This is a genomic window from Mesonia algae (assembly GCF_003253545.1).
Classification (GTDB): Bacteria; Bacteroidota; Bacteroidia; order Flavobacteriales; family Flavobacteriaceae; genus Mesonia; species Mesonia algae.
Genome location: NZ_QKYV01000006.1, coordinates 99148 through 115865 on the forward strand (window position 1 = coordinate 99148; position 16718 = coordinate 115865).

At 33.2% G+C, this 16718-nt stretch carries 14 protein-coding genes; 6 read left to right on the plus strand and 8 right to left on the minus strand.

Annotated features, from left to right (window positions below; all coding sequences use genetic code 11):
- Positions 1–2 precede the first annotated feature (2 nt).
- From LX95_RS11095 to LX95_RS11115, 5 genes are all read right to left on the minus strand, one after another.
- Positions 3–1631, minus strand: a complete 1629-nt coding sequence (locus LX95_RS11095; protein WP_111541530.1) for a M1 family metallopeptidase — start codon at positions 1629–1631, stop codon at positions 3–5.
- A gap of 106 nt (positions 1632–1737) precedes the next feature.
- Positions 1738–2376, minus strand: coding sequence for a hypothetical protein (locus LX95_RS11100; RefSeq protein ID WP_111541531.1), 639 nt, complete (start codon positions 2374–2376; stop codon positions 1738–1740).
- Positions 2366–2707: a response regulator gene (locus LX95_RS11105; protein WP_245924763.1), complete on the minus strand. Its 342-nt coding sequence runs from the start codon at positions 2705–2707 to the stop codon at positions 2366–2368. The genes LX95_RS11100 and LX95_RS11105 overlap by 11 nt, the downstream gene beginning before the upstream one ends.
- A 61-nt stretch (positions 2708–2768) precedes the next feature.
- The gene (locus tag LX95_RS11110) at positions 2769–4238 is read right to left on the minus strand and encodes a sensor histidine kinase (RefSeq protein ID WP_111541533.1); all 1470 of its coding nucleotides are present in this window, start codon (positions 4236–4238) and stop codon (positions 2769–2771) included.
- 244 nt (positions 4239–4482) lie between these two features.
- Positions 4483–6126, minus strand: a complete 1644-nt coding sequence (locus tag LX95_RS11115) for an acyl-CoA carboxylase subunit beta (RefSeq protein ID WP_111541534.1) — start codon at positions 6124–6126, stop codon at positions 4483–4485.
- 263 nt (positions 6127–6389) lie between these two features.
- On the opposite strand from LX95_RS11115, the gene LX95_RS14540 reads away from it, so the two are divergent.
- Both LX95_RS14540 and ettA read left to right on the plus strand, forming a co-directional pair.
- Positions 6390–6566 (plus strand): CAL67264 family membrane protein, encoded by a 177-nt coding sequence (locus tag LX95_RS14540; protein ID WP_245924771.1) that lies wholly within the window; start codon positions 6390–6392, stop codon positions 6564–6566.
- Positions 6567–6951: 385 nt separating this feature from the next.
- The gene (ettA, locus tag LX95_RS11120; RefSeq protein WP_111541535.1) at positions 6952–8643 is read left to right on the plus strand and encodes an energy-dependent translational throttle protein EttA; all 1692 of its coding nucleotides are present in this window, start codon (positions 6952–6954) and stop codon (positions 8641–8643) included.
- Between the two features lie 69 nt (positions 8644–8712).
- Here the strand turns inward: ettA and LX95_RS11125 are convergent, their stop codons facing one another.
- From LX95_RS11125 to LX95_RS11135, 3 genes are read right to left on the minus strand one after another with little or no spacing between them, the layout of a single operon-like run.
- A complete protein-coding gene (locus LX95_RS11125; protein ID WP_111541536.1) occupies positions 8713–9633 on the minus strand; it encodes a T9SS type A sorting domain-containing protein in 921 nt (306 codons plus the stop codon).
- A gap of 39 nt (positions 9634–9672) precedes the next feature.
- Entirely contained in the window at positions 9673–10626 is a 954-nt protein-coding gene (locus LX95_RS11130; protein ID WP_111541537.1) for a transketolase family protein, read from the minus strand.
- Positions 10627–10645: 19 nt separating this feature from the next.
- Positions 10646–11491, minus strand: a complete 846-nt coding sequence (locus tag LX95_RS11135) for a transketolase (protein ID WP_111541538.1) — start codon at positions 11489–11491, stop codon at positions 10646–10648.
- Positions 11492–11689: 198 nt separating this feature from the next.
- Between LX95_RS11135 and tgt the strand changes: the two genes are divergently transcribed.
- The 4 genes from tgt to dnaB all read left to right on the plus strand — a co-directional run bounded on the left by tgt (position 11690) and on the right by dnaB (position 16700).
- Positions 11690–12820: a tRNA guanosine(34) transglycosylase Tgt gene (tgt, locus tag LX95_RS11140; RefSeq protein WP_111541539.1), complete on the plus strand. Its 1131-nt coding sequence runs from the start codon at positions 11690–11692 to the stop codon at positions 12818–12820.
- Between the two features lies 1 nt (position 12821).
- Positions 12822–13901: an LptF/LptG family permease gene (locus LX95_RS11145; protein WP_111541540.1), complete on the plus strand. Its 1080-nt coding sequence runs from the start codon at positions 12822–12824 to the stop codon at positions 13899–13901.
- Between the two features lie 125 nt (positions 13902–14026).
- A complete protein-coding gene (locus LX95_RS11150) occupies positions 14027–14980 on the plus strand; it encodes an acetyl-CoA carboxylase carboxyltransferase subunit alpha (RefSeq protein WP_111541541.1) in 954 nt (317 codons plus the stop codon).
- A gap of 166 nt (positions 14981–15146) precedes the next feature.
- Complete coding sequence (dnaB, locus tag LX95_RS11155) at positions 15147–16700, plus strand: replicative DNA helicase (RefSeq protein ID WP_111541542.1); 1554 nt, start codon at positions 15147–15149, stop codon at positions 16698–16700.
- Positions 16701–16718: the final 18 nt, after the last annotated feature.

Below are 16718 nucleotides of genomic sequence, written 5' to 3' on the forward strand. Positions count from 1 at the left end.
TTCTAGTTCACCATAATATAATAATCCCTCAAATTAATTTTGACATCCTCTAGACTCTTTTTAAATGGCATTTTTTTCCATTCTGTAGTAGGATTTACAAGGATTTCTTTTCCATCCACCGTAAATCTTAATGGCATATCAAAATTATCCACATCGGTTTTCCAGCGGGCATAAACTCTGTCATTTTCCTCTTTTAGTTGTAATTCCGGTAAACGGGCGTATTTTAAATATTGATCAAAAATAGGCGAGAGGTGTGCTTTGGTACGCTGCTCAAAAAAGTTAATTACTGTAGGAGTGTCAATAATTTGATGTTTGTAGGTAAGACTAAAATCTTTTAGCAATGCCCACCATTTTTCATCATCATTAATCACACTTCTAATCGTGTTTAACATATTGGCACCTTTGTAATACATATCTCCAGAGCCTTCACTATTTACGCCATAATCACCAATGATAGGGGATTGATTTCCTATAGATCTCCTTAGTCCGAATAAATAAGTAAGCGCATCTTCTTTTCCCCAACGGCATTCTACATAAACCGATTCTGCGTACGAGGTAAAGGATTCGTGAATCCACATATCGGCAATATCGGCAGCGGTGATACTGTTTCCAAACCACTCATGAGCACTTTCGTGAATGGTGATAAAATCCCATTTTAAACCTACGCCAGTTCCTGAAAGATCGTTGCCCGAATATCCGTTTTTAAATCCGTTGCCATAAGCAACAGCACTTTGATGCTCCATTCCTAAATAGGGAGTTTCTACCAGTTTATAAGAGTCTTCTACAAAAGGATAAGCTCCAAATTTTTCATAAAAACAATCCATCATAGGTTTCACTTCCTCAAATTGCTTTCTGGCTTTTTCTTCATTGTAAGAAAGCACGTAGTAATCTAAATCTAAATCTTTGTGAGTATCATGAATATGCACATAATCTCCAATATTGAGAATAATATTGTAATTGTTAATAGGGTTTTCCACTTTCCAACTCCATTGGGTGTAACCGTCATTTAGCTCTTTTTTTCCTGTAAATCTTCCGTTAGAAACATTCATTAATCCGTTTGGAGCAGCAACATGAATTTCAGCTTCTTCGGGTTCGTCGCTTAAATGATCTTTGTTAGGATACCATAAACTTGCACCAGTACCTTGCACAGCCACACTTACCCAAGGTTTTCCGTTTTTATCTTTTGAAAAAATAAAACCGCCATCCCAAGGCGCATTTTCAGCAACAATAGGATTCCCGGAATAATAAAAATCGATGTTGATGTTTTTATTTCCGTCAAGCGGAAAAGGAAAATCAATAAAAACTGCATTAAATTCTCTAGTGTATTTAAGAGATTTATTTTTAAACACGATGGAATCAACTTTCATATTTTCAAATAAATCTAGTTGAAGTCGTTGTGCAGGCTTTAAAACTTTTAACGTAATTTTATTTACACCTGAAATAAATTGTTTTTCAGGATTTACTTTAACACGCAAATCATATTTTAAGACATCAAAATTGGTTCTTTCAGGTCGAAGTGAACCTCGTAAGGAATCTGCTTTGGTATAGTTACCTTGTTTGTGACTTAAAACTTGCGAATGACCAGCAATTGTTATTCCTAATAGAATAAAAAAGTATATGATTTTTTTCATGAGAATTACCTTATATACTTACAAAGAAAGCAAATTTATTTGGTAAGACTCTAATTGAAATCTTTAAAATTTAAGTAAATGAAATCCTATAGAAATATAGGTTAAATTAATTGTTTTCTAATTGATTTATAGTTTCATCAAGTTTCTGATTAATTTGGAGAGGATGATTTTTAAAATTAGAAGATTGTTGATTAAATAAATCTCTTAAGCGAATTAAACGAGTAAGATTTTCTCTATTCCTATACATATAGGTATCTGCCATAACAAAACTGATAGGACTATCTAAGTGTTCTGAAATTTTTTTTAGTAGAAAAGAATCAATCTTTGAATTTTGATCATTTTCTAAATATAAAGATTTTAATGTTTTAGAGTTGTCTTGAACTTCATAAAATAATGGTGAATTAATAACGGTATCTAATGTTAAGGTAGAAGGCTTTAGACTTGCCTTAATGACGATAGCCTCTCCTTTTAACCATATTTTTTTATTTATAACGCCTTGATTTGTATATAATTTAAAATCGTATAAATCATTCACAGAATCTTTTAATTTGAAAAGAGTAGAATTATCTTTGTGTTTAGCAGTAATTTTAGTGTCTGTTTTTGCTGATTTTAAGGTAATACTATCTAATACAACATTGGAGGTGTCAAGTTCTATTTTAATATTAAAATCTTCTTTTTCATATTCATTACTTTGACATGCTATAAGGCTTAATAATCCAATAAGCGAAAATAATTTACAATTCATTTTGAGACTTAAAAGTTTTAAGGATTGTTTTTAAATCATCAGTTTGCACAGGTTTAATAATATAATTTTCTATATGATTATATTTTTTAGTTTTTTCGTAATCTAAAGGGTCTATAGAACTTGAGACGATGTAGACTGTAATTTTCTTATCCACTTTTACTTGAGTAAATTCATCTAGAAACTGCCAACCATCCATTATCGGCATATTAAGATCGAGCAGAATAACTTCAGGTAGAGTTTCTTTATCATTTTTAATTGCTATCAAATTTTCTAATGCATCTTCTCCATTTTTATAGACTAAAATTTCTTCTGCAAAATCTACAGAATTCATTACTTTTTTTAGGCCAAATATGAATATAGGGTCATCATCAATAATGCATGCTATCTTTAATTTACTCATGTTTTAAAAATATTTTAAACGTAGTTCCTATTTTTACTTTACTTTTTACAGTTACTTTTCCGTTAAGGGCATCAATTTGGTTTTTGGCAATAAATAACCCTATACCTTTGGCATCTTCATGCTTATGGAAAGTTTTATACATACCAAAAATTTTATCTCCGTGTTTTTCTAAATCAATTCCTAAACCATTATCTGTTATTTTAATAATAACAAATTCTCGATTTTTACTAGCAGTAATATTTAAAAAACTTTCTTTATTGGGGTCGCTGTATTTAATCCCGTTTGTTATAAAATTCATTAAAATACTGTTCAAATAAGCTTTTATCGCTAAAACTTCAATCTCTGGAGAGATATTTACATTTATTATTACAGAGAGTTGATTAGCATTAAGCTTAATACCCTTAATAATAGAATTAACTTCTTTAAGAAGGTTAATTGGGATAAGATTATCATGAATAGTATTATTCATAGTTACAATCTCATTAAGGTGTAATATAGTCTCCTTTAAATGATTGGCAGCAACTTTAAGGTGAGAGATAATTTCTGCACGTTGGTTTTCATCTGTTTCATCATCTAAAATATCTAATAGCATCGAAAAATTACCCGAATGTGATCTAAGGTTATGAGATACGATATGAGCAAAATTTCTTAACCGACCATTTTGATCTTTACTTGTTTTAAGCAGTTTTTTTATCTCTTTTTCAACATTTTTTCTATCTGTAATATCTACAATTTGAGAGATGAAATATAAAGGTGCGTCGTTATCATCTCTTACAATACTTACCGCTAAAATTCCATAAACTAAAGAACCCGATTTGTGAAAATACCTCTTTTCTAAATGATAGTGTGGTATTTCTCCAGCAATAAGTTGTTCGAGAAATTGTAAATCTATATTTAGATCTTCGGGATGTGTTATATCTTGAAACGTAAGTTTACTTAGTTCTTTCTTTGTATAACCTAGCATACTAGAAATGGCAGAATTTACATTTTTCCAGGTTCCGTCTAATGAAATGATGGCCATTCCAATAGCAGCATTTTCAAAATTACTACTAAATGCTTTCTGACTGATTTTTAATTTTTCTTCAATCGAAAAACTCTTAATCGAAACATTAGGAGAGTTTATTTTTATAGATTTCTTATGAAAAGCCAGTAGAATATAAGTTAAATTGCCATCTACGATTTCTATTTTCTTAGCCTTTTTTATAAACTCTGTTTCTTCATCTATAATAATTCTAACTCTATACTTTTTTTTTGAACCTAGAGAGGTTTCTGTTTCTAATTTAAAGCTAAAATTTGCTAAGGATACATTGTATTTTTTTAAATGCTGAAGAAGAGATGGGTGAGTGTAAAAGTTCTCTTTTTGTCCTTCTTCATAGAAAATATAGCCAAATATAGAATACTGCTGTATAAAATTAAATAACTCGACATGCTTACCAATAAGGTTATATAACTTATTCTTCAAAATTAAACTTTAGGGGTATAAAAACAATAAATATGAATACTTAAAATTATTCATTATGAAATTTTAGGTATACAATAGAATTTTCCTTCTTTAAACTATATATATAAGCAGAAGAGTGAAATTGTTTTTCTATGAAAAGACCTTTTAAAATAAAGAAATAATTTTAAGCAAATAAAATTAATACATTTAAACGGAAAAAGCTACCCATTATGGATAGCTTTTTCTATTTCAATAAAATTATTTATTAGGTTTGAATCACTCCTAAATTAAAGTCCTTTGTAATTGGAGCATGATTAGCTGCTTCAATTCCCATAGAAACCCATTTACGAGTATCTAAAGGATTGATAACTCCATCGGTCCAAATGCGCGAAGCTGCATAATACGGACTTACTTGTCTGTCGTAATCTGCTTTAATTTTATCAAAAAGCTCTTTTTCTTTTTCAGGGGTAATTTCTTCTCCTTTTTTCTTTAATGAAGCTGTTTCAATTTGTAATAATACCTTAGCTGCAGAGTTTCCACTCATTACTGCTAACTCTGCACTTGGCCAAGCTGCGATTAAACGTGGGTCATAGGCTTTTCCGCACATAGCGTAATTACCAGCACCATAAGAATTTCCGATGACAATCGTAAATTTAGGAACTACTGAATTACTAACAGCATTTACCATCTTGGCACCGTCTTTAATAATACCGCCGTGTTCGCTTTTACTTCCTACCATAAAACCAGTAACGTCTTGTAAAAACACTAACGGAATTTTCTTTTGATTACAATTTGCGATAAAACGAGTAGCTTTATCGGCAGAATCAGAATAAATAACACCACCAAACTGCATCTCTGTAGGTTTAGTTTTAGCCGAAGTAGTTTTTACAATTTTTCTTTGATTGGCTAAAATTCCAACAGCCCAACCATCAATACGTGCATAACCCGTAATAAGCGTTTGACCATATCCATCTTTATAAGGTTCAAAATCTGAATCATCAATTAATCGATTGATAATTTCCATCATATCGTATTGGTCACTTCGTTTTGCAGGTAAATGTCCAAAAATCTCTTGCGGATCTAATTTCGGCTTAATTGCTTTCTTTCGGTTAAAACCAGCTTTATCAAAATCACCAATTTTATCCATGATATTTTTAATCTTAGATAAAGCGTCTTTATCATCTTTGGCCTTATAATCGGTCACACCGCTTACTTCACAATGTGTCGTTGCACCACCTAAAGATTCATTATCGATACTTTCTCCAATAGCGGCTTTTACTAAATAGCTACCGGCTAAGAAGATACTTCCAGTTTTTTCAACGATTAAAGCTTCATCACTCATAATAGGTAAGTAAGCTCCCCCAGCGACGCAACTTCCCATAACGGCAGCAATTTGGGTAATTCCCATGCTACTCATTACTGCATTATTTCTAAAAATTCTTCCAAAATGTTCTTTGTCAGGAAAAATCTCATCTTGCATAGGTAAATATACTCCCGCGCTATCTACTAAATAAATAATAGGAAGTCTGTTTTCAATCGAAATTTCTTGTGCACGTAAATTCTTTTTTCCAGTAATAGGAAACCAAGCTCCAGCTTTAACCGTAGCATCATTGGCTACAACAATCACTTGTTTACCAGATACGTAACCTATTTTTACCACCACACCACCACTAGGGCAGCCACCGTGTTCTTCATACATTCCTTCTCCTGCAAAAGCACCAATTTCAATAGATTTACTAGGATCGTCCAATAAAAAATCGATACGCTCTCGTGCAGTCATTTTTCCTTTGGCGTGATGCTTTTCAATGCGTTTTTCACCACCACCTAGGTAGACTTTTTTAAGTTTACTATTTAAATCTGAAACCAATAATTTATTATGGTCTTCGTTTTTATTAAATTTTATATCCATGGTTAATTGTTATTCAAATTATGGGCGTTTCCCATTTACCAATGGGTCAGGCTTTCGCTACTCGCTTCCCAATTATCATTGGGAGAGCTTAAACAGGCCGCTCAATCCTTAACGCAAATGTTTGGTAGCGAAAATACAAAAACCAAAACTTATTTTAGCCCTAAAGATTTGTTATAATCTTAGTTTTTTATAGAATAGATGCTATTTTTGTACACTTACTACAATTAAGTTTTATTAAAAATTAAAGTATATTAGAAATGAGCATGAATAAAAATACTGTTTTGGCTTGGGCCACATTTATCATGATTGTCGTTGGAGTAGGGTTAATTGCCTTAGGGGCTTTTAAATATTCAGAAGTAGCTGGTTATGGTTTTGCAGCGGTAGGGATAGGTTTTTTTGCTATTGCTTGGGTGTTTAATGCTTTAAAGGGGCGAGTTTAATCAATTTTAAATAGCTATAACATTCCTAAAACTAAAGTGATCTCTATTGCAATTATAGATTTACATAAGTTGAATAGGAGTTCGAATATATATTGTTTTATCCATCTCAAATTGGTTGGATATAAAAACTAAGATTATTTAAAATACTCTATTTATAAAGCTCATAGATATAAAATGATCATGTTAGAGAATTGAGCATGGTTTTCTTAAACAAATACACGTGTTAACATCATTATTTTTTAGATATTTGCGTTAGCGATAGCAGCGGCATCCTCCTTTTTTTGCGATGCAGCAAAAAACGGAGATATAGCGAATAGCGCGACCTCACTGACATTTTTTATGAAAGTGTGGTAACGCCCAATAAATTCATAAAAACAAAATTACAATGGCAGATGATAAAAAGGTGATTTTTTCCATGTCTGGACTCACCAAAACGTATAAGAATGCAAATACTCCGGTTTTAAAAAACATTTATTTAAGCTTTTTCTACGGAGCTAAAATTGGAATTTTAGGTCTTAATGGATCTGGAAAATCTACCTTACTAAGTATTATAGCAGGACAAGAAAAAAACTATCAAGGAGATGTAGTTTTTTCTCCAGGCTACTCTATAGGATATTTGGAGCAAGAACCTAAATTGGATGAAGATAAGACGGTTTTAGAGGTGGTAAAAGAAGGAGTTGCAGAAACCATGGCGGTTTTAGATGAGTATAACTCCATCAATGATCAATTTGGTTTACCTGAGGTTTATGAGGATGCAGATAAAATGCAAAAACTGATGGACAAACAAGCGGCTTTGCAAGATAAAATTGATGCAACCAATGCTTGGGAAATTGATACTAAATTAGAAATTGCAATGGATGCGTTAAGAACTCCAGATGCCGATAAGAAAATTGGTGTGCTTTCTGGAGGGGAACGTCGTCGAGTGGCTTTATGTAGATTGTTATTACAAGAGCCAGATATTTTATTATTAGATGAGCCAACTAACCACTTAGATGCCGAATCGGTACATTGGTTAGAGCATCACTTACAACAATATAAAGGAACTGTAATTGCTGTAACTCACGACCGTTATTTCTTAGATAATGTTGCTGGATGGATTTTAGAATTAGATCGCGGAGAGGGAATTCCTTGGAAAGGGAACTATTCTTCTTGGTTAGATCAAAAATCTAAGCGAATGGCTCAAGAGCAAAAATCGGCTTCTAAACGTCAAAAAACTTTGGAGCGAGAGTTAGAATGGGTGAAGATGGCACCTAAAGGAAGGCAAGCCAAACAAAAAGCTCGTTTAAATAACTACGATAAATTGATGAGTCAAGATCAAAAGCAAATGGATGAAAAGCTAGAGATCTATATTCCTAACGGTCCGCGTTTAGGTAACAATGTGATTGAAGCTGTAGGAGTAAGCAAAGCGTTTGGCGATAAATTGTTATATGAAGATTTAAACTTTAAACTTCCGCAGGCTGGTATCGTGGGGATTATTGGTCCTAACGGAGCTGGTAAAACCACTATCTTTAAAATGATTATGGGTGAGGAAACATCAGATAAAGGAGAATTTAAAGTAGGGGAGACTGCTAAGATTGCTTATGTAGACCAGAGTCACTCAAATATTGATCCTGAAAAAACCATCTGGCAGAACTTTAGTGATGAGCAAGATATGGTGATGATGGGCGGTAAAGAAGTAAATTCTAGAGCTTATTTAAGTCGTTTTAACTTTAGCGGAAGCGAACAAAACAAGAAAGTAAATATGCTTTCTGGTGGTGAGCGCAACCGTTTACATTTAGCCATGACTTTAAAAGAAGAAGGAAACGTTTTACTTCTCGATGAGCCTACCAATGATTTAGATGTAAATACCTTAAGAGCTTTGGAAGAAGGTTTAGAAAACTTTGCGGGATGTGGAGTAGTTATTTCTCACGACCGATGGTTCTTAGATAGAGTATGTACACATATTCTTGCTTTTGAAGGAGATTCTCAAGTATATTTCTTTGAAGGAAGTTTCTCTGATTATGAGGAAAATAAGAAAAAACGTTTAGGAGGTGATGTAATGCCAAAACGAATTAAATACAAAAAGTTAACTCGTTAAAAGTAACTTTAAAGTATAAAAAAAGCTCTTGAATTTTTCAAGAGCTTTTTTTTATCAACTTTTTTTGAATTACTTCTTAATAATACGTTTGTGATATGTATTTTCATTAGTATTCACTTTTAAAATATAAGTTCCATTTGCTAAATTGCTTAAGTTTAAAGAGCGGTTAGAATTGGTGAGTTTTTTATTTAAAACTTTTTGCCCTCCCATAGATATTATTTCGACGCTATGAATAACTTCATTTTTAGGTGTGTTTAATTTGATGTTATCCTTTACGGGATTTGGATAAACTACAAAAGAATTTTTAGTTATAGTATTTGTAGTTAGCTCTTCTTCTGCAAACGTTATGTTATCGTAATAAGCATCACCTCCATAGTTGTTATGAAGCATATTGATACCAGAAATGTCTAATTGAGAAAAATTACTTCCGGTATATACTAATTCATTGTCGATATAATATTTTATTTCAGTTGCAGAAATCTCTGCTTTGATATTATACCACTGATTAATATTCCAGGTAATACCATCTAAATAATTAAAATCGTAATCTTCACTTATAATTACATAAATTTGACCTTGGTTTTCTATTCCTACACCCATAACTGGGGTGAATTCCTCATTTTCAATTCCGTATGCTGTGAATTCAAAATCAGCACCTAATTGTTCAGTTACTAAAACGTCGTAAGAAATTGTCAAATTTTCATAACTCAATGGGGTATCTAATGCTTTAGCAGCACCAAAAATAGGTAACCATTGAAAGTCATAATCAGGTTCAAATGCGTTTTTGAATGAAAAGATACCATCTTGGGCTTGTTCATCAGAAATAACTTGATTAGTTAAAATACCATCACTGCCTTCGGTTACTTCCCATTCATTTTGATTATTTAGATTTCCCAAAGTATAACCTTCACTTTCTTCAAATGATATAGTTTGTTGTGAAAAAATACTTTGGCTTATGATTAGTAGGAGTAGTGTAAAAAATCTCTTCATTATTTGTTTATTTAGGGTGAAATTTTAGAAAGAATACGATTATTTTCTCTCGATAACTTTTTTAGTGGCTTTGATAATAGCTTCGGCGTTAAGTCCGTATTTATCCATCAATTGTTCTGGAGTTCCGCTTTCTCCAAAAGTATCTTTGGTGGCTACAAATTCTTGTGGAGTAGGATGGTTTTCAGCTAAAACTCGAGCTACACTTTCTCCTAATCCGCCAAGGAAATTATGTTCCTCTGCAGTAACTATACAACCTGTTTTCTTTACAGATTTTAAAATAGCCTCATCATCTAAAGGTTTAATCGTATGAATGTTGATTACTTCAGCTGTAATTCCTGCTTCTTCTAGTTGTTCTGCAGCTTGAAGTGCTTCCCAAACTAAGTGACCAGTAGCTACAATCGTTACATCATTTCCTTCAGTTAACTGTACAGCTTTCCCAATTTCAAATGTTCCATTTTCTGGGGTAAAGTTAGCTACTTTTGGTCTTCCAAAACGTAAGTAAACCGGTCCGTCGTGCTTTGCTATAGCTATGGTAGCTGCTTTGGTTTGATTGTAATCACAAGTATTGATGACAGTCATTCCTGGAAGCATTTTCATTAGTCCAAGATCTTCTAGAATTTGATGTGTTGCCCCATCTTCTCCTAAAGTTAAACCTGCGTGAGAGGCACAAATTTTTACATTTTTCCCAGAATAGGCTACACTTTGACGAATTTGGTCGTACACCCTTCCTGTAGAGAAGTTAGCAAAAGTTCCTGTAAACGGAATTTTTCCTCCAATGGTCATCCCTGCTGCCATCGAAATCATATTAGCTTCAGCAATTCCTACTTGAAAGAAACGATCGGGGTGATTTTCTTTGAACGCATCCATTTTTAAAGAACCCGTTAAATCTGCACACAAGGCTACTACGTTCTCATTCTTTTTTCCTAATTCTTCTAATCCTGCTCCAAAACCAGAGCGTGTATCTTTTTTACCTGAATCTGTATATTTTTTCATTTTGTGTGTGTTGTGCTGATTAATAATCTCCTAGAGTTTCTGCATTTTGAGAAAGACCTGTTTCTAATTGCTCATCGTTAGGAGCTTTACCATGCCAAGCGTGTGTGTGCATCATAAAATCTACACCATTACCCATAATTGTATGTAACAAGATACAAACAGGTTTTCCTTTTCCGGTTCTAGATTTTGCTTCTTTTAAACCTTCAATTACTTTGGTAATGTTGTTTCCTTCTTTTACCTCTAAAACGTCCCAGCCAAATGCTTCAAACTTTTCTTTTACATTTCCTAGCGGAAGAACATTATCTGTACAACCGTCAATCTGCTGTCCGTTAAGGTCTACCGTAGCAATAAGATTGTCTACTTTATTTCCAGCAGCATACATAATAGCTTCCCAGTTTTGACCTTCTTGTAACTCTCCATCTCCGTGTAAAGAATAGATAATATGAGAATCTTTATTTAATTTTTTAGCTTCGGCTGCACCAATGGCAACAGACATACCTTGACCTAATGAACCAGAAGCAATTCTAATTCCTGGTAAACCTTCGTGGGTAGTTGGATGTCCTTGCAAGCGAGAATCTAAAAGTCTAAACGTGTTAAGTTCCTCTACAGGGAAAAATCCGCTTCTAGCGAGAACGCTGTAAAATACAGGAGAAATATGACCATTAGAAAGGAAGAAAAGATCTTCGTTATTTCCATCCATGGTAAAATCTGTAGTGTAATCCATCACCTCTTGGTAAAGTGCAGTAAAAAATTCGGCACAACCAAGAGAACCTCCTGGGTGACCACTATTTACTTTATGAACTTGCCTAAGAATATCCCTTCTTACTTGGGTTACAAAATTTTCTAGTTGTTGTGTGTTGGGCATGATAAAAGTGTTGTTAAATCAATTTCTGCAAAAGTAACTTTAATTCAAGCCTTTTAAAAGAAAATTAAGGCTAATTATCAACTAAAAAATGTGAATAAATCTTCAAAAAACCTATTTTATAATTAAATACTTGAAGTTGCTTAATTTTTACAAGCCATTACTTATAGTTGTTTATCTTTGCCACTTTGAAAAAGAGATATGGAATTTGATTTATTAGCTAAAGATAGTGGTAGTAAAGCCCGAGCTGGAGAAATAACTACAGCACACGGAAAAATAGAAACCCCTATTTTTATGCCTGTTGGTACTATTGGTACTGTAAAAGGAGTTCACCAAAGAGAACTTAAAGAAGAAATTAACCCAGATATTATTTTGGGAAATACTTATCACCTTTACTTAAGACCCCAAATGGAAGTCTTAAGAAAAGCTGGTGGATTACATAAATTTATGAATTGGGATCGCAATATCTTAACCGATAGTGGTGGTTACCAAGTTTATTCTCTTTCGGCAAACCGAAAGATAAAAGAAGAAGGTGTAAAATTTAAGTCTCATATTGATGGTAGTTATCATTTTTTTACGCCTGAAAATGTGATGGATGTTCAACGTACTATTGGTGCAGATATCATCATGGCTTTTGATGAGTGTACACCTTATCCTTGCGATTATCGCTATGCAAAACGATCTATGCATATGACGCATCGTTGGTTGGATCGTTGTATGAATCATTTTCATAATACACCACCCCTTTACGGATATGATCAAACTCTCTTTCCTATTGTGCAAGGGAGTACCTATAAAGATTTAAGACAACAATCTGCCGAATATATTGCTAACGCTGGAGCGGAAGGAAATGCAATAGGTGGACTTTCTGTAGGAGAACCTGCTGAAGAAATGTATGCAATGACTGAAGTGGTAACAGCAATTTTACCTGAAGACAAGCCACGTTATCTTATGGGAGTAGGAACACCTATAAATATTTTAGAAAATATAGCATTAGGGGTAGATATGTTCGATTGTGTGATGCCTACTAGAAATGCTAGAAACGGAATGCTTTTTACTGCCCACGGAACCATCAATATCAAAAATAAAAAATGGTATGATGACTTTTCACCTATAGATGAAATGGGAATTACTTGGGTTGATACCGAATATTCTAAAGCATATCTAAAACATTTATTTTCGGTGAATGAAATGCTTGGCAAGCAAATTGCAACCATTCACAATTTAGGATTTTATCTTTGGCTAACTCGAGAGGCTAGAAAACACATTATAGCTGGAGATTTTAGAGAATGGAAAGATAAGATGGTTAAACAAATGGATAAAAGATTATAATTTGAAAATATTAGACTGGTATATTCTTAAACGCTATTTAGGAACATTTTTTACGTTGCTATTGTTGTTTATTCCTATTGGGATAACGGTAAATCTTGCCGAAAAAATCGACAAAATTTTAGTAAATGAAGTTCCGTTTTTAGAGGTTTTCTATTACTACATAGACTTTACCATTTACTTTGCGAATTTACTTTTTCCTATATTTTTATTTCTCTCTGTCATATTTTTTACCTCTAAACTCGCAAATAATACAGAAATTATTGCCTTTTTAAGTTCGGGGGTATCCTTTAATCGATTTCTAAGACCTTACCTTATAGGAGCGACTTTAATTTGCCTTGGAGCTCTGGTAATGGGGATGTATTTGGCTCCCAGTGCCAGTCAAGGATTTAATGATTTTACCTATAAGTATCTAAAGCATGGAAGAGATGCAGCAGAAACAAAAGATGTTTTTAAGCAAATAAACGATGATGAGTTTATTTTTGCTACCAATTTTGATCCTAAAAATAAAACCGCAAGTAATTTCACTTTAGAAAATTTTAAAGGAAATGTACTTCAATTTAAAATTAGTGCTAGTAGATTAAAGTTTAACGAAAAAGATTCAATTTACACCTTATCTAATTTTGAAAAAAGAATCGTAGGAAAGAATTCAGATGATATTTTATTACAGCATAGAAAATTAGATACGGTTTTACCCTTTGAGTTTGGTGAACTTACACCTGTATCTTATATAGCAGAGACTAAGAATTTTACAGAGCTTAACGAGTTTATAGAGCAAGAAAAGAAAAGAGGTTCTGCTAATATTAACCGTTATAAAGTGGTAGCTTACAAACGTTGGAGTTTACCTGTTTCAGCTTATATTTTAACCATTATTGCTGTAGCAGTTTCTGCAATGAAGAGAAGAGGAGGGATGGGAGTAAATTTAGCTATAGGAATTGCTATTGCCTTTGTATTTGTATTTTTTGATAAAGTATTTGGTACCATGGCAGAGAAATCTACTTTTTCACCGCTTATAGCTGTGTGGTTTCCAAATGTATTTTTTGGAGTTCTAGCTATTATCTTGCTAAGAAAAGCAAAACGATAAGTAAACGAGTTACTTATTCTTCCGTAAAGAAAAATTCAATTTAAATTAATAATTCTTAGTTTGATTACACAAGAATAAGTTTTATATATTTGTAGGCTATAAACTAATAAAAGCCATAACCCACTATGGAATACTTAGAATTTGAAGCTCCTATTAAAGAGCTACAAGAACAATATAATAAAGCTTGCGCTATAGGTGTAGATAGTGATGTAGATGTAACACAAACGTGCAAGCAAATAGAAAAGAAACTAGCCTCAACGAAGAAGGAAATATATAAAAACCTTACGGCTTGGCAACGTGTACAGTTGTCACGACACCCTAACAGGCCTTATACATTAGACTATATTAAAGCTATATGTGGTGAAACATTTTTAGAACTTCACGGTGATAGAAATGTGGCAGACGATAAAGCTATGGTTGGTGGTTTAGGAAAAATTGGGGAACAAAGTTTTATGATTATTGGTCAGCAAAAAGGATACAATACTAAAACTAGACAATACCGAAATTTTGGTATGGCAAACCCAGAAGGTTACCGTAAAGCACTACGTTTAATGAAATCTGCAGAGAAATTTGATGTTCCTGTAGTCACTTTTATTGATACACCAGGTGCTTATCCAGGCTTAGAAGCAGAAGAGCGCGGCCAAGGAGAAGCTATTGCTAGAAATATTATTGAAATGACTCGTTTAAAAGTACCCGTTATCGTAGTTGTAATAGGGGAAGGTGCAAGTGGAGGAGCTCTAGGAATTGGTGTTGGAGATAAAGTAATGATGTTAGAAAATTCTTGGTATTCTGTAATTTCTCCAGAGAACTGTTCTTCTATATTATGGAGAAGTTGGGATCATAAAGAGCAAGCTGCAGAAGCTTTAAAACTTACTGCTACCGATGCTAAAAAACTAAAAGTTATAGATTCTATCATTAAAGAACCACTAGGTGGTGCTCACAGTAATAGAGAGGAAATGTTTACTACACTTAAAAAAGTAATTATTGAATCTCATGAGGAGTTGAAAAACTTATCACCAAAAGAATTAGTGGAAAAAAGAATGGAAAAATATTCTTCAATGGGGGTTTTCAAAGGCTAACTCCTTTAAACCTTACTAATACAAAATCCGAAGCTTTTTGTTTCGGATTTTTTTGTGGTTATCAACAAAAATATTAAGTTATAAACAGGGATATTGTTCATAAGGTGTGAACTATCCTAATCATAAAAAACGAAGTTTTCGTTAACATTTTTTTTACATTCGTACTATGGAGAAAGTAAAACAAAGTCGAGCATATTCTGCACCTAAAAGTAATATCATTCAATTAGAAAAAGGAAAATTACCTCCTCAGGCAGTTGATTTAGAGGAAGTTGTAATTGGTGCGATGATGATCGATAAAAAAGGGGTAGATGAAGTAATAGATATTTTACACCCCGATGTTTTCTATAAAGATGCACATAAATATATATTTGAAGCCATCTTTAAGCTCTTTGAAAATAGTGAGCCAGTCGACTTATTAACGGTTTCTAGTCAGTTAAAGAAAGATGGGAAATTAGAAGTTAGTGGTGGAGATTATTATTTAATTCAGTTAACTCAAAAAGTATCGTCATCTGCGCATATCGAGTTTCACGCGAGGATTATTTTACAGAAATACATTCAGCGAAGTTTAATAAAAATTTCTAGTGAAATTATTGAAGATTCCTATGATGAATCTACAGATGTTTTTGATTTATTAGATAAAGCAGAATCTAAACTTTACGAGGTTACTCAAGGAAATATTAAACGCTCTTCAGAAACCGCACAAAGTTTAGTAATTCAGGCAAAAAAGAGAATTGAAGATATATCTAATAAAGAAGGGTTAAGTGGAATTCCTTCAGGTTTTGAAAAACTAGATCAGTTAACTTCAGGATGGCAGCCCAGTGATTTAATTATTGTAGCAGCAAGGCCAGGTATGGGTAAAACAGCTTTAACCTTATCGATGGCACGAAATATTGCGGTGGGTCAAAATATACCAGTGGCATTCTTTTCTTGTGAGATGTCATCAGTACAGTTGATTACCCGTTTAATTTCATCAGAAACTGGACTTTCTTCCGAAAAGCTAAGAACGGGAAATTTAGAAACTCACGAGTGGGAACAACTAAACGTTAAAGTAAAAGGTTTAGAAAAAGCACCTTTATTTATTGATGATACCCCGTCACTTTCGATTTTTGATTTACGTGCAAAAGCAAGACGTTTAGCTTCTCAACACGGTATTAAATTAATTGTAATTGATTATTTGCAGTTAATGACAGCTGGGGGATCTCAAAAAGGCGGAAATAGGGAACAAGAAATTTCTACCATCTCTCGAAATCTAAAAGCTTTAGCAAAAGAATTGAATATACCTGTAATCGCACTCTCGCAACTATCACGTGCGGTAGAAACTAGGGGAGGAAGCAAGCGTCCATTACTTTCCGATCTAAGGGAATCTGGAGCAATCGAGCAAGATGCAGATATTGTTTCGTTTATATACAGGCCAGAATATTATAAAATTGATGAATGGGATGATGAGGAGCAAACTCCAACCGATGGTCAAGCAGAATTTATTATCGCCAAGCACCGTAATGGTGGTTTAGAAAATATACGTCTTAAGTTTCTTGGTCACCTTGGTAAGTTTGATAATTTAGATCAGTTTGATTACCCTTCAGAGATTCCTTCTAAAATGAATCACGACGATAATGAAAATGGAGGGTTTAGTACTCAAAACTTCCCCTCTGCCGAAGACGCATTTGGTTCATCATCGCCTAATTTAAGACAAAATGATGAAGATGATGTGCCGTTTTAAAAAGATTGATTAACTCTA